Annotated in this window: 17 protein-coding genes; 3 read left to right on the top strand and 14 right to left on the bottom strand. The window is 60.3% G+C overall.

What is annotated here, in order from left to right:
* Positions 1–46: 46 nt before the first annotated feature.
* The 6 genes from V5E99_RS10335 to V5E99_RS10310 are packed head-to-tail and all read right to left on the bottom strand — an operon-like array spanning position 47 to position 5,983.
* Entirely contained in the window at positions 47–1,789 is a 1,743-nt protein-coding gene (locus V5E99_RS10335; RefSeq protein ID WP_499802376.1) for an ABC transporter substrate-binding protein, read from the bottom strand.
* Between the two features lie 47 nt (positions 1,790–1,836).
* Complete coding sequence (locus tag V5E99_RS10330) at positions 1,837–2,112, bottom strand: DUF2160 domain-containing protein (protein WP_499802375.1); 276 nt, start codon at positions 2,110–2,112, stop codon at positions 1,837–1,839.
* A 7-nt stretch (positions 2,113–2,119) separates the two neighbouring features.
* Complete coding sequence (locus V5E99_RS10325; RefSeq protein ID WP_005789022.1) at positions 2,120–2,920, bottom strand: carbohydrate ABC transporter permease; 801 nt, start codon at positions 2,918–2,920, stop codon at positions 2,120–2,122.
* An 8-nt stretch (positions 2,921–2,928) separates the two neighbouring features.
* Entirely contained in the window at positions 2,929–3,795 is an 867-nt protein-coding gene (locus V5E99_RS10320) for a carbohydrate ABC transporter permease (RefSeq protein ID WP_499802374.1), read from the bottom strand.
* Entirely contained in the window at positions 3,792–4,889 is a 1,098-nt protein-coding gene (locus V5E99_RS10315) for an ABC transporter ATP-binding protein (protein ID WP_499802373.1), read from the bottom strand. Before V5E99_RS10315 ends, V5E99_RS10320 begins: the two co-directional genes overlap by 4 nt.
* Positions 4,889–5,983 carry an ABC transporter ATP-binding protein gene (locus V5E99_RS10310; RefSeq protein ID WP_499802372.1) on the bottom strand — a complete coding sequence of 365 codons (1,095 nt, stop codon included), beginning with the start codon at positions 5,981–5,983 and terminating at the stop codon, positions 4,889–4,891. The genes V5E99_RS10315 and V5E99_RS10310 overlap by 1 nt, the downstream gene beginning before the upstream one ends.
* A gap of 386 nt (positions 5,984–6,369) precedes the next feature.
* On the opposite strand from V5E99_RS10310, the gene V5E99_RS10305 reads away from it, so the two are divergent.
* The gene (locus V5E99_RS10305) at positions 6,370–8,220 is read left to right on the top strand and encodes a sigma-54-dependent Fis family transcriptional regulator (protein ID WP_499802371.1); all 1,851 of its coding nucleotides are present in this window, start codon (positions 6,370–6,372) and stop codon (positions 8,218–8,220) included.
* Between the two features lie 153 nt (positions 8,221–8,373).
* On the opposite strand, the gene cysS is transcribed toward V5E99_RS10305, so the two are convergent.
* A complete protein-coding gene (cysS, locus tag V5E99_RS10300; RefSeq protein ID WP_499802370.1) occupies positions 8,374–9,765 on the bottom strand; it encodes a cysteine--tRNA ligase in 1,392 nt (463 codons plus the stop codon).
* 9 nt (positions 9,766–9,774) lie between these two features.
* Positions 9,775–11,475, bottom strand: coding sequence for a glutamine--tRNA ligase/YqeY domain fusion protein (locus tag V5E99_RS10295; protein ID WP_499802369.1), 1,701 nt, complete (start codon positions 11,473–11,475; stop codon positions 9,775–9,777).
* A 251-nt stretch (positions 11,476–11,726) separates the two neighbouring features.
* Here V5E99_RS10295 and V5E99_RS10290 point away from each other — a divergent pair, with 251 nt between their 5' ends.
* Positions 11,727–12,233, top strand: a complete 507-nt coding sequence (locus V5E99_RS10290; RefSeq protein WP_499802368.1) for a peptidylprolyl isomerase — start codon at positions 11,727–11,729, stop codon at positions 12,231–12,233.
* On the top strand, positions 12,230–12,958 hold the full coding sequence (lpxH, locus tag V5E99_RS10285; protein WP_499802367.1) for a UDP-2,3-diacylglucosamine diphosphatase: 729 nt from the start codon (positions 12,230–12,232) through the stop codon (positions 12,956–12,958). Before V5E99_RS10290 ends, lpxH begins: the two co-directional genes overlap by 4 nt.
* Positions 12,959–13,055: 97 nt before the next feature.
* On the opposite strand, the gene V5E99_RS10280 is transcribed toward lpxH, so the two are convergent.
* From V5E99_RS10280 to V5E99_RS10255, 6 genes are all read right to left on the bottom strand, one after another.
* Positions 13,056–14,585, bottom strand: a complete 1,530-nt coding sequence (locus V5E99_RS10280) for a DHA2 family efflux MFS transporter permease subunit (protein WP_499802366.1) — start codon at positions 14,583–14,585, stop codon at positions 13,056–13,058.
* Between the two features lie 165 nt (positions 14,586–14,750).
* Entirely contained in the window at positions 14,751–15,953 is a 1,203-nt protein-coding gene (locus tag V5E99_RS10275; protein WP_499802365.1) for an HlyD family secretion protein, read from the bottom strand.
* A gap of 15 nt (positions 15,954–15,968) precedes the next feature.
* Positions 15,969–17,438 (bottom strand): efflux transporter outer membrane subunit, encoded by a 1,470-nt coding sequence (locus V5E99_RS10270; RefSeq protein ID WP_499802364.1) that lies wholly within the window; start codon positions 17,436–17,438, stop codon positions 15,969–15,971.
* Positions 17,435–17,908 carry a MarR family winged helix-turn-helix transcriptional regulator gene (locus V5E99_RS10265; protein ID WP_499802363.1) on the bottom strand — a complete coding sequence of 158 codons (474 nt, stop codon included), beginning with the start codon at positions 17,906–17,908 and terminating at the stop codon, positions 17,435–17,437. The genes V5E99_RS10270 and V5E99_RS10265 overlap by 4 nt, the downstream gene beginning before the upstream one ends.
* Positions 17,909–18,143: 235 nt before the next feature.
* On the bottom strand, positions 18,144–21,812 hold the full coding sequence (locus V5E99_RS10260) for a translocation/assembly module TamB domain-containing protein (RefSeq protein ID WP_499802362.1): 3,669 nt from the start codon (positions 21,810–21,812) through the stop codon (positions 18,144–18,146).
* The gene (locus tag V5E99_RS10255; RefSeq protein WP_499802361.1) at positions 21,809–23,500 is read right to left on the bottom strand and encodes an autotransporter assembly complex protein TamA; all 1,692 of its coding nucleotides are present in this window, start codon (positions 23,498–23,500) and stop codon (positions 21,809–21,811) included. The genes V5E99_RS10260 and V5E99_RS10255 overlap by 4 nt, the downstream gene beginning before the upstream one ends.
* Positions 23,501–23,533: the final 33 nt, after the last annotated feature.

Below are 23,533 nucleotides of genomic sequence, written 5' to 3'. Positions count from 1 at the left end.
AAAAACGGCACCCGAAGGTGCCGTTCAACTACGTTGCAGCACTGTGTTACTTACGCGCATCCGCCCAGGATTTCAGCAGTTCGTTGTAGCTCACGGTTTCACCTTTAGGCTTCTCGTTCGCCAGTTTTGGTTTCGGTGCGCCCGGTTGATCGAACCAGTACTGCGCATCCCGTTCCTCGTTCATTTTCGGGCCACACACCGGTTGCACCTTGGAGCGTTCAAGCCGCGCCATGATCGCGTCCTGGTCCTTGGCCAAACCATCGAGCGCTTGCTGCGGGGTTTTCTCGCCGCTGGCCGCTTCGGCGATGTGGCTCCACCACAGTTGCGCCAAGCGTGGATAGTCCGGCACGTTGGTCCCGGTCGGGGTCCATTGCACACGGGCCGGGCTGCGGTAGAACTCCACCAGGCCACCGAGTTTCGGTGCGAGGTCGGTCATGGCTTGGGAGTTGATGTCCGACTCACGAATTGGTGTCAGGCCGACGATGGTTTTCTTCAGGGATACGGTTTTCGAGGTCACGAACTGCGCGTACAGCCAGGCCGCGAGTTTTTGTTTCTCAGGCGTGGACTTGAGGAAGGTCCAGGAACCCACGTCCTGATAACCCAGCTTCATGCCCTCTTCCCAGTACGGGCCGCGCGGCGACGGCGCCATGCGCCATTTCGGCGTGCCGTCGGTGTTCATCACCGGCAGGCCAGCCTTGGTCATGTCGGCGGTAAACGCGGTGTACCAGAAGATCTGCTGGGCGATGTTGCCCTGGGACGGCACCGGGCCGGACTCGGAGAAGGTCATGCCCGCCGCTTCCGGTGGTGCATAGGCCTTGAGCCAGTCAACGTATTTCTGGGTGGCGAAAACCGCCGCCGGGCCGTTGGTGTCGCCGCCACGGGTTACGCTGGAACCCACCGGGTGGCAATCCTCGACACGGATGCCCCACTCGTCCACCGGCAAGCCGTTGGGCAAACCTTTGTCGCCGCCACCGGCCATGGAGAACCAGGCATCGGTGAAGCGCCAGCCCAGGGACGGGTCTTTCTTGCCGTAGTCCATGTGCCCGTAAATGCGCTTGCCGTCGATTTCCTTGACGTCTTCGCTGAAGAACTTGGCGATGTCTTCATAGGCCGACCAGTTGATCGGCACGCCCAAGTCGTAGCCGTACTTTTCCTTGAATTTGGCCTTCAGCTCCGGCCGTTCAAACCAGTCGGCGCGGAACCAGTAAAGGTTGGCGAACTGCTGGTCGGGCAATTGATAGATCTTGCCGTCCGGCGCGGTGGTGAAGGAAATGCCGATGAAATCCTTGATATCCAGGGTCGGCGAGGTGAAGTCCTTGCCTTCGTTGGCCATCAGGTCGGTGATCGACTCGGTCTTGCCGTAGCGAAAGTGCGTCCCGATCAAGTCCGAGTCGTTGACCCAACCGTCATAAATGCTCTTGTCCGACTGCATCACGGTCTGCAGTTTTTCCACCACGTCGCCTTCTTGCAGCAGGTCGTGGGTGACGTTGATCCCGGTGATTTCGGTAAAGGCCTTGGCCAGCACTTTGGATTCATATTCGTGGGTGGTCAGGGTTTCCGAAACAACCTTGATGTTCATCCCGCGAAACGGCTGGGCCGCCTTGATGAACCACTTCAATTCTTCAAGTTGCTGATCCGCCGTCAGGGTGGACGGTTTGAATTCGCTGCCAATCCACTTTTTCGCCGCGTCTTCGTAGGCATCCGCCCAGGCAGACGCGCTCAAACCGCTGAGTGCGAGCAGGGCTGCCAATGAAATGCTATGTCGCAGCTTATTGTTTTTGTCGAACATAGAGACCTCCTGTTTAGTTTTCGGAGCAACTTTGCCGAGCGATTCGACTAGCCCCAACGCATCACAGCCAACAGCCACACCAGGGATAACGCGGACGCGACCCAGATGCTCCAGTCGGTGACGCCGATTACCAGCAAATGCAGGTAGGCGCTGCCGAGAAGACCGATAAACAACCGATCGCCACGGGTGGTGGCAATCGGCAACAAACCCCGTCGAAGAATGCTCGGCGAACGCAGTTCCCAAGTCGTCATGCCCACCAGGATCAGGCCAATGGCGATAAAGAAGGCGGCGGTGGGGGTGGTCCAACTCATCCATTCCATCATCAGTTCCTCAGACCCGGCCCAGGGCAAAGCCCTTGGCCACATGGTTGCGAACAAACCAGATCACCAGCATGCCCGGCAGGATGGTCAACACCCCCGCCGCCGCCAGCACACCCCAGTCGATACCCGAGGCCGACACCGTGCGGGTCATGACCGCCGCGATCGGCTTGGCGTTGACCGAAGTGAGCGTGCGCGCCAGCAACAATTCGACCCAGGAAAACATGAAGCAGAAGAACGCCGTGACGCCGATGCCCGAGCCGATCAACGGGATAAAAATCTTCACGAAGAACTTCGGAAAGCTGTAGCCATCGATGTAGGCCGTTTCGTCAATTTCCTTGGGCACCCCGGACATGAAGCCTTCCAGAATCCACACCGCCAACGGCACGTTAAACAGGCAATGGGCCAGGGCAACGGCGATGTGGGTGTCGAACAAACCAATCGAGGAATACAGCTGAAAGAACGGCAACAGGAACACCGCCGGCGGCGCCATGCGGTTGGTCAACAGCCAGAAGAACAGGTGCTTGTCGCCGAGGAAGCGATACCGCGAGAACGCATAGGCCGCCGGCAGCGCCACGCTCAGGGAGATCACCGTGTTCAGGCTCACGTAGTACAGCGAGTTCAGGTAACCGGTGTACCAGCTCGGGTCGGTGAAAATCACCTTGTAGTTCGCCAGCGTGAATTCCTGGGGAAACAGCGTCAGGCCGCCGAGGATTTCGGTGTTGCTCTTGAAGGACATGTTCAGCAGCCAGTAGATCGGCACCAGCAGGAACAGGATGTAGATCAGCAACGGAATCAGCTTTCTCTTGCTCATGGCAGACCTCAGCGGTTGGCGTCAGAGTGAGTCATGGCCGTGTAGAACAGCCAGGACACCAACAGGATGATCAGGAAGTACACCAGCGAGAAAGCCGCCGCCGGGCCGAGGTCGAATTGCCCTACGGCCATTTGGGTCAGTGTCTGACTCAAGAAGGTCGTGGCATTTCCCGGACCGCCGCCGGTCAACACGAACGGCTCGGTGTAGATCATGAAACTGTCCATGAAGCGCAACATCACCGCGATCAGCAGCACGCTCTTGAGCTTGGGCAACTGGATGTGTCGGAACACCGCCCAGGCCGAGGCCCGATCGATTCGCGCCGCTTGGTAATACACATCCGGAATCGCCCGCAACCCGGAGAAACACAACAGCGCCACCAGCGAGGTCCAGTGCCAGACGTCCATGATCAACACCGTGACCCAGGCGTCCATGGTGTTGGCCGCGTAGTTGTAGTTCAGGCCCATGGCCTTGAGGCTGGCGCCGAGCAGGCCAATATCCGCCCGGCCGAAAATCTGCCAGATGGTCCCGACCACGTTCCACGGAATCAGCAGCGGAATCGCCAGGATGATCAGCACCAGCGACGACCAGCGACCCTTGGTCGGCATGGTCAGGGCGATGGCGATGCCCAGCGGAATTTCGATCAGCAACACGCAACCGGAATAGATGAACTGGCGCAGCAGCGAGTCGTGCAACCGTGGGTCGAGCAGCACCTGTTTGTACCAGTCGGCGCCGACAAAGTAGCGGCTGGACTGGTCGAAGATGTCCTGCACCGAATAGTTGACCACGGTCATCATCGGGATCACCGCACTGAACGCCACCAGCAAAAACACCGGCAACACCAGCCACCAGGCCTTGTTGTTCTGCACCTTGTTCATGGCTGCGTCTCCAGGAGGTAATCGTCGGCGTAAACCATCAGCCACTGCGCCGGAAAACTGATATACGCCGTGCCTTCGGGCACCGGTTTGTCTTCGGCCAGTCGCACTTTCAGCGGAACGCCATCGAGGTTCAGGGTCATGATCTTGTAGGTGCCAAGGTCCTCGACGTGTACGACTTGTGCCTGCATCGCGTCATCAAACGGCTCGTCCCACACATGAATGAACTCCGGACGGATGCCGACCTTCAGGGTTCTCCACTCGGACTCGGCGATTCGTTGCTGCTGGGCGTCGGACAACGGCAAATGGGTCGAGGCGAAACCCACACCACCGGGCTGGGGCTGCACGTCGATCAGGTTCATCCCCGGGCTGCCGATGAAATAGCCGACAAAGGTGTGGCTCGGCCGTTCGAACAATTCCCGTGGCGTGCCGAACTGCACGATCTGCCCGCCGTACATCACCGCAATCTTGTCGGCGAAGGTCGAGGCTTCGAGCTGATCGTGGGTGACGTAGACCATGGTGATGTTGAACTGCTCATGGATCTGCTTGAGCTTGCGCCGCAGTTTCCACTTCAGGTGCGGGTCGATCACCGTCAGCGGTTCGTCGAACAGGATCGCCGAGACGTCGTCGCGCACCAGCCCACGGCCCATGGAGACTTTCTGTTTTTCGTCGGCGGTGAGGTTGCGCGCCTTTTTGCTCAGCAGCGCCTGGAGGTCGAGGACCTCGGCAATTTCCTGCACCTTGCTGTGAACTTTCGCCTCGCCCATGCCCTGATTTCGCAGCGGGAAGGCCAGGTTGTCGAACACCGTCATGGTGTCGTAGACCACCGGGAACTGGAAAACCTGGGCGATGTTGCGCTTCTCCGGGGTCAGGTCATTCACCACGTTGCCGTCGAACAGCACCTGGCCCTGGGACGGGCTAAGCAACCCGGAAATGATGTTGAGCAAAGTCGATTTGCCACACCCCGACGGCCCAAGCAGCGCATAGGCACCGCCCTGCTCCCAGATATGGTCCATCTCGCGAATCGCGTAATCCTCGGGGCCATTCGGCGTGCGGGTGTAGCTGTGGGCGAGGTTCTGCAAACGGATTTCGGCCATCAGGCAACCCTCGCGATACGTCGGCTCGGCGCCTGGACCAGCCGCCCCTGCATATCGAACACAAACAGTTTATGGGTCGGGATATAGATGCGAATCGGCGCATCGACGTCGTATTCGTGGACGCCCGGCAAGTGCAGCACCAACAGGAAATGCTCATTGCGCACGTGCAGGAACGTTTCCGAACCGCTGATCTCGGCCACCTCGACCGTCACCGCCAATTCCAGGTCATCGTCGTTGCTCGGCACCAGCGAGATATGGCTCGGACGCACGCCGAAACGGAACTCGCCCTCGCCCACCGGGCGCAAATCGACGTTGAGCGGGAAATGCACGAAGTTAGCGAAGCTCACTTCGTTGCCGGCAATCCGGCCCGGCATCAGGTTGATCGGCGGCTCGGAGAACAACTCTGCCGCCAGCACCGTTTGCGGCTGGTGATACACCTCGGAAGACTTGCCGCTCTGAATCACCCGGCCTTCGTGAAGAATGGTGGTGGTGCCGCCCAACGCGAGCGCTTCGTTGGGTTCGGTGGTGGCGTAGATCGCGATGGTGTGCCGCGCCGCGAACAGCTCGCGCATTTCCTGGCGCAGTTCTTCGCGCAACTTGTAGTCGAGGTTGACCAGCGGTTCGTCGAACAGGATCAGTTCGGCATCCTTGACCAGCGCCCGGGCCATGGCCGTGCGCTGTTGCTGACCACCGGAGAGCTCCAGCGGATGGCGCTGGAGGAATTTCTCGATGCGCAGCATTTTCGCGGTTTCGAGGACTTTGCTCTGGATCAGTTCGTTGGACACACCGCCCTGGCGCAACGGCGAGGCGATGTTCTCGAACACGGTCATGGTCGGGTAGTTGATGAACTGCTGATAGACCATCGACACATTGCGCAGACGCACCGGGCGCTGGGTGACATCCACTCCGTTCATCAGGATGCGACCGCTGTCAGGCTTGTCGAGACCGGCCATCAGGCGCATGAGACTGGTTTTGCCGGACAGCGTGCGCCCGAGCAAAACGTTGAAAGATCCGGGTTCGAAAACCAGGCACGCATCGTCGATCCAGGTCTGGCCCTCGACGGTACGGCTGACGTGCTCCAGGGTTAATGACATGGCTCGGCCTTTTTTATTATTTGGAGTCAAGCGACCGGAGCAATAGAGCGACATTCGTGCCAGAAATCACAAGCTGTTGATCCTGCTTGGAAATCCTTGAGAAGAGCGGAGAACCGCGTTCATTGCTGAACAGAAATGAACAACCACGACTGAACAATTGAACAGTTCAGCGATTGACAATGAACAATAGTGAACAACAATCTACACACCGCTCACGCCCCCGGCGTAGGAGCTGCCGAAGGCTGCGATCTTTTGATCTTGGCGTCCGTAAGGTTTCGAAGATCAAGATCAAAAGATCGCAGCCTTCGGCAGCTCCTACCCGGGGGATTGCGTGCGACAGAAGTGCCCATAAAAACAATAAAAGCTTTGTTCAGAGATCGACTGCCATGGCCACACCTGCCTTGCCGCTCTCCCACGACGCCCTCATTCAGGACTCCTGGTCCCGCTGTCGCGCGTTCGGTCTCCATCACCACAGTGCGCCGACCTTCGACCAGCTCCCGGCTGACGACATTGCGCATTTGCTGGAGAGCCAGCATTCCCTGGTGCAGACCACCCATCAGGAAGTCCTGCCGTATTACGAAAACATCCTGAGCAATTCCAATTGCCTGATCATGCTCGCCGACAACCAGGGCCAAGTGCTGACGTCCTGGGGCACTCAGCGTTTTATCGAGCCGAGCCTGACCCGGGGTTTCAGTGCCGGCGCCAGTTGGATGGAGCGTTGCAGCGGCACTAACGCCATCGGCACCGCCCTGGCCTGCGAGCAAGCGGTGCACATCGAGCACGATGAACACTTTTTGAAAGCCAACCGCTTCATGACCGGGTCCGCCGCGCCGATTTTCGATGCCGAGCGCAAGGTGATTGCGGTACTGGATGTGTCCAGCGACAGCTATCTACCGCCGTCCCACACCTTGGGCATGGTCAAGATGATGAGCCAGACCGTGGAAAACCGGCTGATCCTCAACCTGTTCCACGGCCAGCACTTTCAACTGACGTTTAACACCGGACTGAACAACCTCGACAGCCAATGGGCCGGGTTGCTGATTTTCGACGAGACCGGCCAAGTGCTCTCCGCCAACCGCCGGGCCGATAACTTGCTGGGCATCAGTCTGTCGCGGGTCAGCGTCGAGAGTTTGTTCAAAGTGTCCTTGCTGGAGTTGCTGAACCAGCCCGATGGCTTGCCGTTCGCCCTGCAAGCGTCGGGACGTAACCGTTTCCAGTGTGTGCTGAAGCGGCCGAAACAGGCACCGATTCAGGCCCGAGTGTTTACCGAAACTAAATGCGCCGAAGCCACCGTCGCGCCCCCGACCGCGATCAGCCTGAACACCCTGCATTTCGGTGACAGCCGCGTGGAAAAAGCCGTGCGCCAAGCCGAGCGCTTGCTGGAGAAAGACATTCCGCTGCTGATCCATGGCGAAACCGGGGTCGGCAAGGAAGTCTTCGTCAAAGCCCTGCACCAGGCCAGCTCCCGCAGCAAACAGCCGTTCATTGCCGTCAACTGTGCGGCGATCCCCGCCGAACTGGTGGAATCCGAGTTGTTTGGCTACGAGAAAGGTGCGTTCACCGGCGCCAACCAGAAAGGCAGCATCGGGCTGATCCGCAAGGCCGACAAGGGCACCCTCTTCCTCGATGAAATCGGCGACATGCCGCTGCCGACCCAGGCTCGCCTGTTAAGGGTGTTGCAGGAGCGCTGCGTACAACCGGTAGGCAGCAGCGAGTTGTTTGCCGTGGATATCCGGATCATCTCGGCGACCAACCGTTCACTGCGCGAACAGGTGCAATTGGGGCGTTTTCGCGAGGACCTGTACTACCGGATTGGCGGTTTGACCCTGGAACTGCCGCCCCTGAGGGAACGCAGCGACAAGCAGGCACTGTTCAAGCGCCTGTGGGAACAGCACCGCGAGCCATCGCAATGGGCCGGTTTGAGTCGTGAGGTGATGGAGTTGTTTGGCCGTCATCCGTGGCCGGGGAATTTGCGTCAGGTCAGCAGCGTGATGCAGGTGGCGCTGGCCATGGCCGAAGAGCAACCGGTGCGGCCGGAACATTTGCCGGATGATTTTTTTGTCGATCTGGAGATGGAACCCGTGGAGTCCGCCGAGCCGTTGGCGGTGGATTTGAATGATGCCGAGGATTTGAATCGGTTGTTGCAGGCGGCGGGGGGCAATATTTCGCATTTGGCGCGGCGGTTGGGGGTTAGTCGCAATACCCTTTACAAGCGGTTGCGACAGTCGGAGGGTTAGCAGCGCAGATCAAAAGATCGCAGCCTGCGGCAGCTCCTACGGGGTGTACGCGATCTACATGTAGGAGCTGCCAAAGGCTGCGATCTTTTGATCTTCAGCCAAACCAACAAAAACCCGCACAAGGCGGGTTTTGTTTTGTAGCCAGCGCAGCAATCAGTCCGCCAAACGCCAGGTCGTGCCGCCCTTGCCGTCTTCCAGCACCACGCCCATGGCGGTGAGCTGGTCGCGGATGCGGTCGGATTCGGCCCAGTCTTTGCCGGCACGAGCGGCCAGACGCGCGGCAATCAGCGCATCCACTTCAGCCGCATCAACCCGGCCTTCAGCGCCAGCCTGCAGGAAGTCATCGGCTTCAAGCTGCAACACACCCAGCACGCTCGCCAGTTCCTTCAAGCGTGCCGCCAGACCGGCCGCCGCGTTGAGATCGCTCTCACGCAGACGGTTGATCTCGCGGACCATCTCGAACAGCACCGCACACGCTTCCGGCGTGCCGAAGTCGTCGTTCATCACTTGGGTGAAGCGCTCGACAAACGCTTCGCCGCCCGCCGGAGCGACGCTCGGCAAGCCTTTCAACGCGTGGTAGAAACGCTCGAGTGCGCCTTTGGCGTCCTTGAGGTTGTCTTCCGAATAGTTGATCGCGCTGCGGTAGTGGCTCGACACCAGCAGGTAACGCACGACTTCCGGGTGGTACTTTTCCAGCACGTCGCGAATGGTGAAGAAGTTGTTCAAGGACTTGGACATCTTCTCGCCATTGATGCGAATCATGCCGCAATGCATCCACGCGTTGGCGTAGGTCTTGCCAGTGGCCGCTTCGCTCTGGGCGATTTCGTTTTCATGGTGCGGGAACTCAAGGTCGCTGCCGCCGCCATGAATGTCGAAGGTCTCGCCCAGGCAGCAGGTCGACATCACCGAGCACTCGATGTGCCAGCCCGGACGACCGTCGCCCCACGGCGATGGCCAGCTCGGCTCACCCGGTTTGGCGCCTTTCCACAGCACGAAGTCCAGCGGGTCCTGTTTCGACTCGTCGACTTCGATCCGCGCGCCGATACGCAGGTCTTCGATCTTTTTGCGCGACAGCTTGCCGTAGCCCATGAACTTGGCGACGCGGTAGTACACGTCGCCATTGCCCGGGGCGTAGGCGTAACCCTTGTCGATCAGGGTCTGGATCATGGTCTGCATGCCAGCGATGTGGTCGGTGGCCCGGGGTTCCATGTCCGGCTTGAGGATGTTGAGGCGCGCCTCGTCCTCGTGCATCGCGGTGATCATGCGCTCGGTCAGCACGTCGAACGGTTCGCCGTTCTCCTTGGCCCGATTGATGATCTTGTCTTCAATGTCGGTGATGTTGCGTACATACGTCAGGTTGTAACCGCTGAAGCGCAACCAGCGGGTTACCAGGTCGAACGCGACCATGCTGCGGCCGTGGCCAATGTGGCAGTAGTCGTACACGGTCATCCCGCAGACGTACATGCGCACATTGTTGCCATCCAGCGGCTTGAACACTTCTTTGCTCTTGGTGAGCGTGTTGTAGATCGTTAGCACTTTAGTCATTTCCTGGAATCACTGGCCCCACGAATCACGCAAGGTCACGGTACGGTTGAAGACCGGAGCGCCCGGTTTCGAGTCCTTGATATCCGCGCAGAAGTAACCTTCGCGCTCGAACTGGAAACGGTCTTCCGGCTGTGCATTGCCCAACGAAGGCTCAGCACGACAACCAGTGAGAACTTGCAGCGAGTCAGGGTTGATGTTGTCCAGGAAACTGGCGCTGTCTTCAGCCTTTTCAGGGTTTGGCGAGCGGAACAGACGATCGTACAGACGCACTTCGCACTCGATGCTGGCCGCTGCCGGCACCCAGTGCACCACGCCTTTGACCTTGCGGCCTTCAGGGTTCTTGCCCAGGGTTTCCGGGTCGTAGGAGCAACGCAGTTCGACGATGTTGCCATCGGCGTCCTTGATCGCTTCGTCGGCGCGGATCACGTAGCTGCCGCGCAAACGCACTTCGCCGTTTGGCTCAAGACGCTTGTAGCCTTTTGGCGGCTCTTCCATGAAGTCATCGTGGTCGATGTAGATTTCACGGGCGAATGGCAGCTTGCGCACGCCCAGTTCTTCTTTCTGCGGATGACGCGGCAATTCGAGGTTCTCGACCTGGTCTTCCGGATAATTGGTGATCACCACCTTCAACGGACGCAGCACGCACATGGCGCGCGGGGCGTTCTGGTCCAGATCTTGACGAATACTGAACTCGAGCATGCCGAAGTCCACCACGCCGTCGGAACGGTTGGTGCCGACCATGTCGCAGAAATTGCGGATCGACGCCGGCGTGTAGCCACGGCGGCGGAAGCCCGACAGCGTGGACATGCGCGGGTCGTCCCAGCCGAACACGTGCTTTTCATCGACCAGTTGCTTGAGCTTGCGCTTGCTGGTGATGGTGTAGTTCAGGTTCAAACGGCTGAATTCGTACTGGCGCGGGTGCGCCGGCACTGGCAGCGCGTCGAGGAACCAGTCGTACAGCGGACGGTGGCTTTCGAATTCCAAGGTGCAGATCGAGTGGGTGATGCCTTCGATGGCGTCCGACTGACCGTGGGTGAAGTCATAGTTCGGGTAGATGCACCACTTGTCGCCGGTCTGGTGGTGATGCGCGTGGCGGATGCGATACATGATCGGGTCGCGCAGGTTCATGTTCGGCGAAGCCATGTCGATCTTGGCTCGCAGCACCCGTGCGCCGTCCTGGAATTCGCCGGCCTTCATGCGGGCGAACCAGTCGAGGTTTTCTTCCACGGAGCGGTCACGGAACGGGCTGTTCTTGCCCGGCTCGGTCAGGGTGCCGCGGTATTCCTTGGCTTGCTCCGGGCTCAGGTCATCGACGTAGGCCTTGCCGGCCTTGATCAGCTCGACGGCCCAGTCGTGCAACTGGTCGAAATACTGCGAGGCGTAGCGCACTTCGCCGGACCATTCAAAGCCCAGCCATTTGATGTCGCTTTCGATCGCGTCGATGTATTCCTGGTCTTCCTTGGCCGGGTTGGTGTCGTCGAAACGCAGGTGCGTGACGCCGCCAAATTCCTGGGCCAGGCCAAAGTTCACGCAAATCGACTTGGCGTGACCGATGTGCAGGTAGCCGTTGGGCTCAGGCGGGAAACGGGTGACGATCTGCGTGTGCTTACCCGAGTCCAGGTCCGCCTGGATGATCGGGCGCAGGAAATTGACCGGCACGGCAGGGCCGGTCTTGGCATTCGAGGTAGGGTCGACAGTGGGCTTGCTCATAAGATCCTTGAACGTACAAGTGCGCGGCCGGAACGAAAGGCCTGACAAAACAAAGCCGCTATCATAGCCGATGCTGTCAAGCGCCTGACAGAGCGCGCTTGCAAACGGTCGCATTTAATCGGTTGGGGATGAAAAACAGCCTCGAAATTCGCGCCCGGCACGCTAAACTGCGCACCTTGGTCGAAACAGACCAGACCGGTTGCGGGCCTGAACGCCCCGAAACCCACGAATTCATATAAAGAGTACCGATCATGACCCAAGTCAAACTGACCACCAACCATGGCGACATCGTCCTGGAACTGAACGCTGAAAAGGCTCCGATCACCGTTGCCAACTTCATCGAGTACGTTAAAGCCGGTCACTACGAAAACACCGTTTTCCACCGCGTCATCGGTAACTTCATGATCCAGGGCGGCGGTTTCGAGCCAGGCATGAAAGAAAAGAAAGACAAGCGCCCAAGCATCCAGAACGAAGCCGACAACGGTCTGCCGAACGAGAAGTACACCGTGGCCATGGCGCGCACCATGGAGCCGCATTCGGCTTCCGCCCAGTTCTTCATCAACGTGGCGGACAACAGCTTCCTGAACCACAGCGCCAAGACCACCCAGGGCTGGGGCTACGCCGTTTTCGCCAAAGTGGTTGCCGGCACTGACGTCGTGGACAAGATCAAAGGTGTTTCCACCACCATGAAATCCGGCCACCAGGACGTACCGGCAGACGACGTGATCATCGAGAAAGCCGAGATCATCGAAGCGTGATACTGCTGATTTCAGACTTGCATCTGGAAGAGGAGCGCCCGGACATTACCCGGGCGTTTCTGGATTTGCTCGCCGGACGCGCCCGTTCGGCGAGTGCGTTGTACATCCTCGGCGATTTTTTCGAAGCGTGGATTGGCGACGACGCCATGACGCCGTTCCAGCGCTCCATCTGCCAGGCCCTGCGCAATCTCAGCGACAGCGGCACGGCCATTTTTCTGATGCACGGCAATCGTGACTTCCTGCTCGGCAAGGCGTTCTGCAAAGAAGCCGGCTGCACGCTGCTGAAGGACCCGAGTGTCGTGCCGTTTTACGGCGAGCCGGTGCTGTTGATGCACGGCGACAGCCTCTGCACCCGCGACGTCGGCTATATGAAGCTGCGCCGCTACCTGCGCAACCCCATCACCCTGTTCATCCTGCGGCACCTGCCCCTGAGCACCCGGCATAAACTGGCGCGCAAACTGCGCAGCGAGAGCCGTGCGCAAACGCGGATGAAGGCCAATGACATCGTTGATGTGACGCCGGAAGAAGTGCCGCGAATCATGCAGGCATTTGGCGTGAAAACCCTGATCCATGGGCACACCCATCGCCCGGCCATCCACAAGTTGCAGATTGGCGAACAAGCGGCCAAGCGCATTGTGCTGGGGGATTGGGATCGTCAGGGTTGGGCGTTGCAGGTGGATGAGCAAGGGTTTGCGTTGGCGCCGTTTGATTTTGTGACGCCTTGAAGATCAAAAGATCGCAGCCTTCGGCAGCTCCTACGACGGTACGCATGACCCTGTAGGAGCTGCCGAAGGCTGCGATCTTTTAACAAACACCGCTAAATCAATGACCGGAAGCCGCAGGCCCGGCCTTCGCCGCAAACGGCGGTTTGGCCAGCCACACAATCAGCATCAACCCCATGAAGCCCCAACCCAGCAGCGTGAAGTAATCCACGGTGGAGAGCATGTACGCCTGGCTGGTCAGCACATGATCCAGTTGCGCATACGCCGGGGTACTCGCCCCGCCCAGGGTGTTCAAGGCATCCCGGGTCGGTTGGTCGTAGGAGGTGATGCTTTCGCTCAGGTACGCATGGTGCTGATCGGCCCGGCGAATCCAGATCCAGGTGGTCAGCGACGCCGCGAAGCTACCGCCCAACGTCCGCAGGAACGTCGCCAGGCCCGCGCCGTCGGCGATCTGGCTGGGCGGCAAGTCTGACATCAGGATGCTCAAGGTCGGCATAAAGAACAGCGCCACGCCAATCCCCATGAACAGTTGCACCAGAGCGATGTGCTGGAAGTCCACTTCATTAGTGAACCCGGCGCGCATGAAGCAGCTCAAGCCAATCGCCAGAAACGCCAGACCGGCCAGCAGTCGCAGGTCGAACTTGTGCGCGTACTTGCCGACAAACGGCGACATCAGCACCGGCAGAATCCCGATCGGCGCCACCGCCAACCCTGCCCACGTCGCGGTGTAGCCCATTTGGGTTTGCAGCCATTGCGGCAGGATCAGGTTGATGCCGAAGAAACCGGCGTAGCCCAACACCAACACAATGGTGCCGATGCGGAAGTTGCGGTAAGCGAACAGCCGCAGATTGACCACCGGGTGCTTGTCGGTCATTTCCCAGATGATGAACACCGCCAGGGCAATCACCGAAATCGCCGCGCCGATGATGATGAAGTTCGATTCGAACCAGTCCAGGTCGTTGCCTTTGTCGAGGATCACCTGCAACGCACCGACGCCAATGATCAGCGTGATCAACCCGACGTAATCCATCGGCTGGCGACTGGTTTCCACCGGACGCGCCTTGAGCTGCGAACGCACGACCATCACCGCGAAAATCCCGATCGGCACGTTGATAAAGAAGATCCACGGCCAGCTATAGCTGTCGGTAATCCAGCCACCGAGGATGGGACCTGCAATCGGCGCCACCACCGTGACCATCGCCAGCAACGCCAGGGCCATGCCGCGCCTGGCCGGAGGATACACCGCGATCAGCAGCGTTTGGGTCATCGGGTACAACGGCCCGGCCACCAAGCCTTGCAGCACCCGGAAGCCGATCAATTCCGGCATCGAGGTCGAAATACCGCAAAGGAACGAGGCCAGCACAAACAGAATCGTGGCCCAGAGAAACAGCTTCACCTCACCGAAACGCCGACTGAGCCAACCGGTCAGCGGCAGCGCAATGGCGTTGCTCACGGCGAACGAAGTGATCACCCACGTGCCCTGCTCCGAACTCACGCCCAGGTTGCCGGAAATCGTCGGCAACGCCACGTTGGCGATGGTGGTGTCGAGCACTTGCATGAAGGTCGCCAGCGACAGGCCGATGGTGCTGAGCAGCAGGCTGGGCGGCGTGAAAGACGCGTTATTGCTCATCGCGAATCCTTTGAAACGTGGCGTGCGCGGCGCCGTTTAACCGGCGCCGCTGAACGTATGGGAGCGAGCTTGTTCGCGATCGCGGTGAATCAATCAACAACGATGTTGAATGTTAATCCGCGATCGCGAGCAAGCTCGCTCCCACAGGGGCGGCGTGATGGCGAATCAGCGTTGCGCGGTCTTGCTGACCGCCGCGCTGTTGTCGTGGATCAACTGGGTGATCATCGCGTCGGCTTCAGCCAACTGACGGTCATACACGTTGGTGCTGAACGACGCCTTTTGTGGCGGCTGTTGCGCCAGTACCGGGCCGCTCTGGTCGTGCAGGTTCACATCGACCTGGGTCGAGAGGCCGACGCGCAAGGGGTGCTTGGCCAGTTCTTCAGCATTGATGTGAATCCGCACCGGCACGCGCTGCACGATCTTGATCCAGTTACCCGTGGCGTTCTGCGCCGGCAGCAAGGCAAACGCGCTGCCGGTGCCGGCGCCGAGGCTGTCGATGGTGCCGCTGAATTTCACGTCGCTGCCGTACAGGTCGGCTTCGATGTCCACCGGTTGGCCGATGCGCATGTCACGCAGTTGGGTTTCCTTGAAGTTGGCGTCGATCCACAGTTGATCCAGTGGGATCACCGCCATCAACGCGGTGCCCGGCTGAACCCGCTGGCCCAGTTGCACCGAGCGTTTGGCCACGTAACCGGTAACCGGCGCGATCAAGGTGCTGCGGGAGTTGTTCAGGTAGGCCTGGCGCAATTGCGCGGCGGCGGACATCACGTCCGGGTGCGACGACACCACAGTGTCATCCACCAGCGCGCTAGTGGTTTTCAGTTGCTGCTGAGCATTGGCCAGGGCGTTTTGCGCCGAGGTCAGGTCGTCGCGAGCGTGGGACAGTTCTTCCTGGGAAATCGCGCCACCGGCGGCGAGGTTTTTCCGGCGATTAAAGTTGTCTTGGGCTTTTTGCACGTTAGCCTGCTGGGCGTTGACCTGGGCGCGCATGCCGTCAACGTTGCTGTACAAGCCGCGCACCTGGCGCACGGTGCGAGCCAGGTTGGCCTGGGCACTTTGCAGCCCGACTTCGGCGTCGTTCGGGTCGAAGTTGACCAGAACCTGGCCTTCATGGACCAGGTCGCCGTCGTCGGCGCCGATGCTGACCACGGTGCCGGTGACCAGCGGGGTGATTTCCACCACGTTGCCGTTCACGTAGGCGTCGTCGGTGCTTTCGTTCCAGCGACCGTAGAATTCGTGATACGCCCAGACGCCGGCACCGGCGAGGATCACCAGAATCGCCAGCACCGTGAGCATGACTTTGCGTTTGCGCGGGTTACTGGTGTCTTGAGCGTTTTCAGGAGCTTTGGTTGTTTCGGCAGTGGCCATGACAAATACCTTGAATTAGTTGTTCAGCTTGGCTGGAGCTGGGTTGGCCGAGGCGATGGTCTGGGCTTGAAAGCCGCCGCCGAGCGCCTGCATCAGTTGGATCGACAGATCGATCCGCTCGGCATTCAGGTTCGCCAGTTGACGCTGGGCCTGGAGCAATTGCTGTTCGATGCTGAGCACGTCCAGGTAATTGCCGATGCCGGAACCGTAGCGCTGGACCACGGTGTTGTAAGAGTCCTGGGCAATCTCGGTGGCGTGCTGCTGGGCCCCGATTTGCCGGCCGATATCGCGCAACTGGTTGATGGTGTCGCTGACATCCCCCAGCGCCTTGACCAGGCTCTTGTTGTACTGCGCCACCGCCAGGTCATAGTCGGCGTCGCGGGCATCGAGGTTGGCGCGCAAGCGGCCACCGTCGAAGATCGGCACCGAAATGGTCGGGGCAATGTTGAAGAAGCGACTGGCGGAACCGAACATCGCGTCCCCCAACAAAGATTCGGCACCGGCAGCGGCCGTGAGGTTCAAGTTGGGATAGAACTGGGTTTTACTCGCGGCGATGTTCTTGCTCGCCGCCTCGACCCGCCAGCGTGCGGCGACCAGGTCCGGGCGACGACCGAGCAACTCGGCCGGCAGCACCGACGGCAACGCCACGGCGCTGGCCTGGAGGATGTTCGGCCGGGCGATTTCATTGCCGCGATCCGGGCCTTTGCCCAGCAGCACGGCCAAGGCAATTTTGGCGCTGTTCAGGCGTTTTTCCGCGTCGATCAGGCTCGCTTCGGAGCTGGCTTCCAGGCTTTCGGTTTGCTGGAACTGGTATTGACTGTCGATCCCGGAGCTCAAGCGACGCTGGCTTAGATCCAGCATTTGCTTGGTGCGTTTGAGGTCGTCATTCGCCAGGTCATACACAATGTGCGCCTGCCCCAGATCGCTGTAGGCACGGGCGACGTCGGCGGCCAAGGTCAATTGCGCGGCTTGTTGATCGACTTCGGCAGCACGGGCCTGGCCTAACGCGGCTTCCCAGGCGTCACGCTGACCGCCCCAGAGGTCGAAGTTGTAATTGAAACTGGCACTGATATTACGCACAGTGGCGTAAGCATCGCCCTGCCCTAGCGGGTCCTGATCCTTGGCCAGGCGCGAACGGCTGATACCGGCGCTGGCATCGAGGGTCGGCATCCGCGCGGCATCGGCGGCATACGCGGCGGCGCTGGCCTGATGGGCGCGGGCTTCGGCGATTTGCATGTCCGGGCTGTCGTGCAGGGCTTCGCGGATCAAGCCGTCGAGTTGCGGGTCGCCGAGGCTTTTCCACCAGTCGCTTTGCGGCCAGGCTGCCGGCGACAAGGTCACGCCCGTGAGGGATTGCCCGGCCTTGAGGGTTTTCGCATCGAGGCTTTTGCCTTCGGTGGTCAGGCCGCTGTAGCTGGCACAACCGGCCAGGGTCATGGCCGCGAGCACCAGGCTCAGGCCGGTACGCAAGGTTTTACTGCTCATTTATCACCTACCCGCAGCAACGTGATCGAGTCACCAGCTGCCACCAAGATTTTCTTCAGAATCTGTTCCAGGGTTCTCAACTCGTCCGGCGTGATGGCGCCGGCCAGCTCATTCATCGCATCGGCGCCGATGTCCGGCAAACGGTCGGCCAGTTGCTGGCCAAGCTCTGTCAGCACCAGTTGCACCTGTCGGCGGTCGGCTTCGGAGCGTTGGCGGGCGAGGAAACCTTTCTGTTCCAGACGATCGAGCATGCGAGTCATCGAACCGCTGTCCAACGACAGGTGACGGCACAGTTCGGCCGGGGTATCGACGCCGTACTGGGCCATGATGATCAGCACTTTGAACTGCGCGGCGGTGATGCCGTGGGGTTCCATGTGCGTGTCGATGATCCGGTCCTTGAGCAGCGCAGCGCGCCCGAGCAAGAGGCCGAGGTGGCAATGCTTGAATTGTTCCGGGGTGAAATGCTTCATCTGACCACCAATTAGCTGCCTAGGCAGAGAATGTATGTCGAGATGTTACTGCCTAGGCAGCGAATGTCAACGTAATAGTTAGGCTGCTTTGTATTTGATTGATGAGTGGTGGGGTTAAAAGCGAAAAGATCGCAGCCTTCGGCAGCGCCTACGGGATCGCGTACACCCGATAAATGCGGGCGGACACGATTCTGTAGGCGCTGCCGAAGGCTGCGATCTTTTGATCTTGAGGGGTCTAGAAATCCCGCTTGTAGAAAATATCCAGCGAACTCGCCACACCACTGGCCGCTTCGAGGTAAACCTTCTTGCTCAGCTTGTACCGCAAGGCAATGGTGTTGGCCGGCTCAAACACACCGACGCCATACCGCAAACTGAGCTTCTCAGAGATATTGCCGCTGGCCACCACGCTGGTGGTGTTGCCGCTGCCCTGGGTGTCGAGCTGGAAGTCTTGAATCCCCAGGTCCTTGGCCAAGCCGCTGGTCACCCCCGAACTGCCCATCAACCCCAACCCGAGCGCCGCTTGAGCCAGCATGTTGTTGTCTTCGCCGGTGGTGCTCAGTGGACGCCCCAAGACCAAATAGGACAAGGCCTGCTCCTGACTCATGGCCGGTTCGGAGAAGATTTGCGTGGTCGGCTGCTCGGCGCTGCCGCTCAGCCGAATGCCGGCGATCACGTCATCGGTCTGGCGAATGGCTTCGATGTCCAGGTAGGGCTGATCGATGGGGCCGGCGAACAACAGCCGCGCACGCCGCACCGTCAGGCGTTGGCCATAGGCGCGGTAGCGACCGTCGTTGAGCCAGAGCTCGCCGCGCGTATCCATGTTGTCGCCGATGTGTACATGACCTTGCACATTCGCGGTCAGGCCAAACCCGGCGAAGGCAAGTTTGTCATCACCGACCACCACATCGATGTCCATTTTCATGGCGATCGGCGGTTTGCCCTCCTCGGTCTGCGCACCGACGATGATCGTGTCATCAGAGACCTTGACCGTTGACGGCGGCAATTCGCGCACGGTGATCTCCCCCTTGGGCACCAGCACTTTGCCGGCGATGGACAACTCATCACCCTTCATCGAGATTTTCAGGTCCGGCGCCACTTCGAGCTTGGCGTAAGGCTCGACGGTAACCGGCAATTGCGTGCCTTTGAGCGCCAGGTCGACGACCAGCGCCTGGCCCCAAGCGATGTTGCCGTTCAAGCTGCCCTGCCCGGTTTTGCCGCTTTTCCAGCCACCGTTCAATTGCACGGTTTCGCCGGCGATCACCGCTTGCAGTTGCAAAGCCTCAATATCCATCGGCAGTTCAGCGCCGGACACCTCGCCGTCGCTGAGTACCAGGTTGCCGTTGACCAGCGGCGCCAGGAGCCCGCCGGACAAGGTGCCGCTGCCGTTCAAGCGACCGGTGAGTTTCTCGACCATCGGCACAAACGGCCGCGCCACCGACAGGTCCAGGCCATTGAGGCGGAACGAGCCGCTCAGCGGTTTGTTCTTCGCCAGCGGGTTGATCTGCGCTTGCACCATCAACTCGCCGAGTTTGCCGCCAACGAAGTTGAGGTCAGTGTCGATGCGCTTGGGCGTGAGTTTGCTGGTGAGTTTCAGGGTCTGGTAGGGGAAGTCCAGCCACTGATCTTTCTCTTTCATGCGCAACGTGCCGCCACTGGCATCAATGCTGATCTGGCCGTTCGGGCCGCTGGCCGGCAGGTCCAGTTGCAGGTCGGCGTTGAGCCTGCCCTTCCAGGCAAAATCCTTTGGCAACCATTGGGCGAGGCTGTCGATCGGGAATTGCTTGAGGTGATAACGCAGCTTCGGTTCCGGCATCAGACGCTGGTCTTCGCCGCACAAACTGGCCGGGCCGGACATCCAGCAGTGGGCGCCGAAATTGATTTTGCCGTCGGCCAATCGCTCAAGCTTCGCCGGCCCTTGCAGCTTCCAGTCCTGGCCACCGGCCTGAATGTCACCGCTGGCCAAACGTCCGCGCCAGTTGCCTTTGTCCAGTGCGCCGTCCAGCCCGAGGGCGAGTTTCAGCTTCGGCCCTTGCAGGTCGAGGGCGAGCTTCTGGTTTTTGATATCGCCCTGGCCGCTGGCGGTCAGGGTACCCAGCGCGGTGTCGCCAGCCTGGATGCCGCTGCCCTTGAGATCGATTTTCGCCCGCTGCGCACTGTCGAGCGTCGCGTCGAGGTTGAGGCTTTGCAGGCGATTGTCTTCGAAAGCCAGTTGCGAACCTTGCAACCCGAGCTTGCCTTGGGGGGCCTTGAGCGTGCCGGCGACATCGATGCGGCCATTGAGCTGGCCGCGCAGTTGCGGCCAGAGTTGGGCCAGGCGCGGCATTTTAATGTCGATCTGGCCGGCGAGCTTCTGTTGCAGGCGGCCCTGGCCGCTGATGCTGTTGTCACCGAGGCGAATCTGCAAGGCATTGAGGTTCCATTGCTCGCCGCCGCCATCGGCCTTGGCCTGGATCACCGCCGGTTGGCCGCGCAGTTTGCCTTTCAAATCGAGGTCGGCGGTCAGGCTGAGTTTTTCGTTCTTCATCTCGCCTTTGCTGCGCAACGGCCCGGCCAGGGTGCCAGGCAATTCCGCCATCCAGTACGCCGGGTTGATCGCCGACAGATCAAGGGCGGTGTCCCAGGCGATGCCATCGGCGAATTGCAGGTTCAGGTGACCTTCGGCCTTGCCCTGCCCGGCTTCGAGGGCGAATTGTTGCAGGTAGATTTTTGTCAGGTCGCCGCTGAACGGGCTGCTCAGGCTGAACGCCCCGGCCGGGCCATTCAGCGCGGCTTTGAAATTGCCGAGGTAGGTGCCGTCGGTATAGGAAACGTCGCCGTTGAAACTGCGCAACGCCACTTGCGGCTCGTCGATCAGCGGATAGAGCCGATGCCACGGGAAGTCCAGCCAGTCGATGTGCGCCTGGGCACTGAAACCTTTGCTCCAGTCGAGGTTGCCGGTGAGTTTCAGGCTTTGTTTGTCGTTGGCGGTCAGATCCAGTCCGGCAATCTGTGCGCCGTTGGCGTCAACCTTGCCTTGCAGCAACAGCGCGACCGGGCCTTTTTCGGCGGGCAACGTGGCAGTGCCGCGCAATTGGTAACCGTTTTTCAGGTCGCCTTCGCCGGTGAGTTCCAGTTGATTGAGTTGCAGGGTGTCCGGCAGATCGGCGGAGGGTTTGAAGCCGTCGGCGGTGATCCGTACCTTGGCCGGCAAATTGTCCGCCAGCGGTTGCAGTTCGCCGGTCAGTTGGCCGTTGAGGTAACCGCTGCTGTCGGCTTTCAGGTTCAGGGTTTTCAGCAGGTCGCCGTCAACTTTCAAGGCCAGCGTCCAAGGCGCGGGCGTCGCCAGGGTCAGCGTGCCTTCGGCGTTCAACGGCCAGTTGCCGCCGGGTTGCAGCAGGCCGGAGAGGTTCAGGCTCAGATCGTCGCGCTGCAATTGCACCGAGTGGATCTGCATGCCCTTGTCGGTCCAGTGCGCCGCCAGTTGCAGGCCCTTAAGCTCTTCGCTGCCGTTGAACAACAGGCTGCCGACTTTGACGTCGCCCAACTCAATCGCCAGCGGCAGTTTTAGATCCGGAAGTTTGATCGGACCGCTGCTTGCCTCTTCCGCACCCGGAGGAAATTGCAGGCTGACCTGATCGGCCTGCAACTGCTCGATGCACAGGGTCATGCGGGTCAGGCACAGCGGCGACCAGGCGAAAATCACCTTATTCAGTTCAACCCGGCTGCTGTCTTGCTGCCACAGCAGATGATCGGCGCTCCACTGTCCGCCCAAACGGCCCTGGAAATTGTCGACGCTCAAACCCGGCACAAAACCGAGGGCCCAACGACTGCCCGTCGCCGTGCCCAGCACCGTGGCCACGGCCAGGACGATCAGCATCAGCAGCGCCAGGATCGCCAGCAGCGTTATTTTCAAACCACGATTCACAGCTCAGGCCCCATGGAAAAGTGCAGTCGAATGCCGCCGTCATCGTCCAGCGCATGGGCCAGGTCGAGGCGCAAAGGCCCGACCGGCGAGACCCAGCGGATGCCGATACCGACCCCGGTCTTGAGGTTGGGCAGTTCGAGGGTGTTGAAGGAGTTGCCCTGGTCGACGAAGGTCGCGACCCGCCATTTCTCGGCAATGGAGTATTGGTACTCGACGCTGCCCGCGACCATGTAGCGGCCACCGATGCGGTCGCCCTCGGAGTTTTCCGGGGACAGGCTCTGATAGTCGTAACCGCGCACGCTCTGATCGCCACCGGCGAAGAAACGCAGGGACGGCGGCACGGATTTGTAGCCGTTGGTGGCGCTGCCGCCGACCTGTACCCGGGCGAGGAAACGGTGGTTATCGAACACCGTGGTCAGGCCTTTGATCAGCGCCGTGCCGTAAACCAGATTGGTGTCCGAACCCAGCCCCTCCTTGGCGACTTTGGTTTCGAAGGTCAGGCGATAGCCGTTGTGCGGGTCGATGCGGTTGTCGCTTTTGAGATACGAATAGCTCACACCCGGCATCAGCAAAGTGCTCAGGCCCGAGTCATCGCCGAGGGTGTATTCCTCGCGTTGCCATTTGAGCGACACCACCCGTTGCCAGCCGCTCGGCAACTTGCTGTGCCACTCGGGGCCGAGGGTCAGCAGTTTGCTTTGGGTGTCGGAGCCGTCGATGTCTTCATATTGGTAACCGGCGGCCCAGCGCAGTTTGTCGGTCAGCGGCGGGTCCAGCGGAATGTCGTAGAACACCCCGACGTTCTGCCGTGGCGCCGACAGTTCGGCTTCCCAGCCATAGCTGTCGCCCTGGGGGTTGACCCAGTGCCGGGTCCAGTTGGCCTTGATTCGCGGGCCAACGTCCGTGGAATAGCCCAAACCGAGGCCCATGGTCCGTGGTTTGCGGGTGTCGAGTTTGACCGCCACCGGGATCACATCGTCCTTGGACGCGGTTGGCGCGGCATCCACCCGCACGCCTTCAAAGTAACCGCTCGATTGCAGGGCCTGATTGAGTTCGGCGATCAGTTCGGAGTCGTAAGGCGCGCCGGCCTTGAACGGCACCATGCGTTGCAGCAGGTCTTCGTCGAACGGCGTGTCGCCCTCAAACGTGACCTTGCCCAGGGCGTAGCGCGGGCCGCTGTCGTAGATCAGTTCGACGTCGGCCACCCCGGCGCGGGGGTCCACCGACAGTTTTTGGCTGGTGAAGTGACCGCTGAAAAAGCCGAAGCGCGAGGCCTGGTTCTGGATCAGGCGCTTGGCGTCTTCGTAATGACCATGATTGAGCACCGCGCCGGGTTTGAGCAGCTCCGGCGGCGGTTTGCGAAAGGATTTGAGGGAGCTGGCCGGGCCGTCGATGCGCACGGTGACGTTGCGCAAATGGATCGGTTCGCCAGGGTCGATTTTCAGCGTCAGGCGCGGTTTGTCGCCGCCCTTCACTTCGCTGTCGATTTGCGGCTGGTAATAGCCCAAGGCCTGGGCAGCCTTGCGCGCCTGTTCCTCGGCGCCACGACTGAAGCGCAGCAAGGCTTCTTCGTCACGATCGCCGAGGCTGCCGATATAGCCCTCTATATTGGCTTTCAGTTCATCGTTGGACGGTTTGATCCGCACATCCAATTCACTTTGCGCCAGCGCCGCGCAGCTGGATAACAGCATGAGCACGCCACTGGTAAATCTTCCTGGAAACTT

Origin of the sequence: Janthinobacterium sp. LPB2021202312-11-4 (genome assembly GCF_037049705.1) — a bacterium.
Taxonomy (GTDB): domain Bacteria; phylum Pseudomonadota; class Gammaproteobacteria; order Pseudomonadales; family Pseudomonadaceae; genus Aquipseudomonas.
This window is presented reverse-complemented; position numbering and strand designations above follow the sequence as displayed.

What these genes read in the sequence shown, in the direction of transcription:
- V5E99_RS10335 (WP_499802376.1), bottom strand. Translation starts at nt 1,789, where the DNA reads ATGTTCGACAAAAACAATAAGCTGCGACATAGCATTTCATTGGCAGCC.
- V5E99_RS10330 (WP_499802375.1), bottom strand. Translation starts at nt 2,112, where the DNA reads ATGATGGAATGGATGAGTTGGACCACCCCCACCGCCGCCTTCTTTATC.
- V5E99_RS10325 (WP_005789022.1), bottom strand. Translation starts at nt 2,920, where the DNA reads ATGAGCAAGAGAAAGCTGATTCCGTTGCTGATCTACATCCTGTTCCTG.
- V5E99_RS10320 (WP_499802374.1), bottom strand. Translation starts at nt 3,795, where the DNA reads ATGAACAAGGTGCAGAACAACAAGGCCTGGTGGCTGGTGTTGCCGGTG.
- V5E99_RS10315 (WP_499802373.1), bottom strand. Translation starts at nt 4,889, where the DNA reads ATGGCCGAAATCCGTTTGCAGAACCTCGCCCACAGCTACACCCGCACG.
- V5E99_RS10310 (WP_499802372.1), bottom strand. Translation starts at nt 5,983, where the DNA reads ATGTCATTAACCCTGGAGCACGTCAGCCGTACCGTCGAGGGCCAGACC.
- V5E99_RS10305 (WP_499802371.1), top strand. Translation starts at nt 6,370, where the DNA reads ATGGCCACACCTGCCTTGCCGCTCTCCCACGACGCCCTCATTCAGGAC.
- cysS (WP_499802370.1), bottom strand. Translation starts at nt 9,765, where the DNA reads ATGACTAAAGTGCTAACGATCTACAACACGCTCACCAAGAGCAAAGAA.
- V5E99_RS10295 (WP_499802369.1), bottom strand. Translation starts at nt 11,475, where the DNA reads ATGAGCAAGCCCACTGTCGACCCTACCTCGAATGCCAAGACCGGCCCT.
- V5E99_RS10290 (WP_499802368.1), top strand. Translation starts at nt 11,727, where the DNA reads ATGACCCAAGTCAAACTGACCACCAACCATGGCGACATCGTCCTGGAA.
- V5E99_RS10280 (WP_499802366.1), bottom strand. Translation starts at nt 14,585, where the DNA reads ATGAGCAATAACGCGTCTTTCACGCCGCCCAGCCTGCTGCTCAGCACC.
- V5E99_RS10275 (WP_499802365.1), bottom strand. Translation starts at nt 15,953, where the DNA reads ATGGCCACTGCCGAAACAACCAAAGCTCCTGAAAACGCTCAAGACACC.
- V5E99_RS10270 (WP_499802364.1), bottom strand. Translation starts at nt 17,438, where the DNA reads ATGAGCAGTAAAACCTTGCGTACCGGCCTGAGCCTGGTGCTCGCGGCC.
- V5E99_RS10265 (WP_499802363.1), bottom strand. Translation starts at nt 17,908, where the DNA reads ATGAAGCATTTCACCCCGGAACAATTCAAGCATTGCCACCTCGGCCTC.
- V5E99_RS10255 (WP_499802361.1), bottom strand. Translation starts at nt 23,500, where the DNA reads ATGCTGTTATCCAGCTGCGCGGCGCTGGCGCAAAGTGAATTGGATGTG.